This is a genomic window from Halococcus sp. PRR34, from assembly GCF_028617175.1.
In the GTDB taxonomy this organism is placed as follows: Archaea; Halobacteriota; Halobacteria; order Halobacteriales; family Halococcaceae; genus Halococcus; species Halococcus salifodinae.
The window spans coordinates 1-1,469 of sequence record NZ_JAQJDA010000058.1 but is presented as its reverse complement, the minus strand read 5'-3'; the positions used below and the strand labels follow the sequence as shown (position 1 = coordinate 1,469).

General features: G+C 57.2%; 1 protein-coding gene. It reads left to right on the top strand.

Going from position 1 to position 1,469, the window contains the following annotated elements; translation table 11 throughout:
- Positions 1–95: 95 nt before the first annotated feature.
- Positions 96–1,448: an ISH6-like element ISHsa1 family transposase gene (locus PHA81_RS20765; protein ID WP_273838786.1), complete on the top strand. Its 1,353-nt coding sequence runs from the start codon at positions 96–98 to the stop codon at positions 1,446–1,448.
- Positions 1,449–1,469: the final 21 nt, after the last annotated feature.

Sequence of the window (1,469 nt, the reverse complement as noted above, 5' to 3'; positions counted from 1 at the left end):
GGTCGCGTCGCAGAATCCTTTAGAATCGGGACGATACCCGTCGGCAAGAAGCCGTAGCTGATACCTGAAAGGAAGGGGACTACTCTGGGGTTGAGATGAGAGAGTCCCCGATCCAAATCACACTCACCGTTCACTTGGTACTGTCCATTGATCTGACCGAACAGTATCCACTCGCTGCTGTTGCCGAGGTACTCACCCAGCAGAGTATCGAATCCGCCCTCCTTGAGACACTCATCCAAAGCCTCAACGAGCATCTCGTTGAGGCGTACTGCGGCGATAAACACGCACACGGCAACGGTACCAAGCGATTCCAACGCTCCGCTACCTCCACTCGCTCGGCGGTTACCACCGCCGGCGAGCACCAATTCACTCTCGACTACGTCGAAGACACCGCTACTGACGACGAGAACCCCTCCCACTTCCGCCCTATCGAAGACCTCGTCGACTTCGATGGAAAGAAACGCTATCAACAGGATATCTCCGCTCACAGCGTCGATCTCGCCACCACGCTCTCCTACCGCGACGCTGCTTCTCACGGCGACGGCTTCGACAAGATGCCGTCGCCGGACACCATCCAGCGCCGCGTCGAAGAATACGGCGACGAACTCTCCGAGTTCGTTGCCGACCGTCTTCCCGGCACAGAAGCCGACACTGTCGTCCCTGACGGCACGAAGTGCTACAGTCAGGACGACTACCGCGACTACCACGACGTGCAGGTTACCCTCGCAGAAGACACCGCCGAGAACTCGCGGTCGTTGCTGGATGTCTCGGTCAACGCTGTGTGGGATGAGACAGCAGCCTCATTGGAGGCAATGGATGCGATCACTGACGACGCGAGAGTCGTCAGTGATGCTGAAAATCGTCTCGTCACAGCCTTTACCGACGGAACACGCAAACACCAACTCGATCTGTCCCACGTTCCACGAACACTCAGCTACAAGCTCTGGGACGACGGCGCACTCTCATTGGATGACCGCAGGGAGGTCACTTCGGAAGTTGCAGGTGAGCTGTTCCATCTCAAGAACTCCGTCGAGAAGCATCGTCCAGAGGAGGAACGTTCGGCGATCCGCGAGCGGATCGACCGAACAGAAGAGCGAATAGAAAAGACGGCATGGCAGTTAGAGCAGCTATCCTCGCCGAAAGCAGCAGATTATCTCCGGAGTGGGTTGCCATCGATGGTGACGTTCGCCGAGGATGCACTCGACGGGTTCGAGGTGCCGTGGACCTCGAACCCTGTCGAACGGGCAATGGGTGAAGTCGCCAAACGGTGCAAACGTGACTGGATGCGGTGGACGGAAGACGGGTTAGAGGCGCTGCTTCAGCTGCGCCTCGTGAAGTACGCGAATCCAGGTTACTACCGCCAGTTCTTCGATGATCTCCTCCAACGATCAACTCACAAGAAGATACGCTGTACTGTTTCGGTCACAGTCACTGGAGGTGAAGTCTAAACGGTCTTGCGACGCGACCAA

Coding starts and splice junctions, on each gene's coding strand:
- PHA81_RS20765 (WP_273838786.1), top strand. CDS start 96: ATGAGAGAGTCCCCGATCCAAATCACACTCACCGTTCACTTGGTACTG.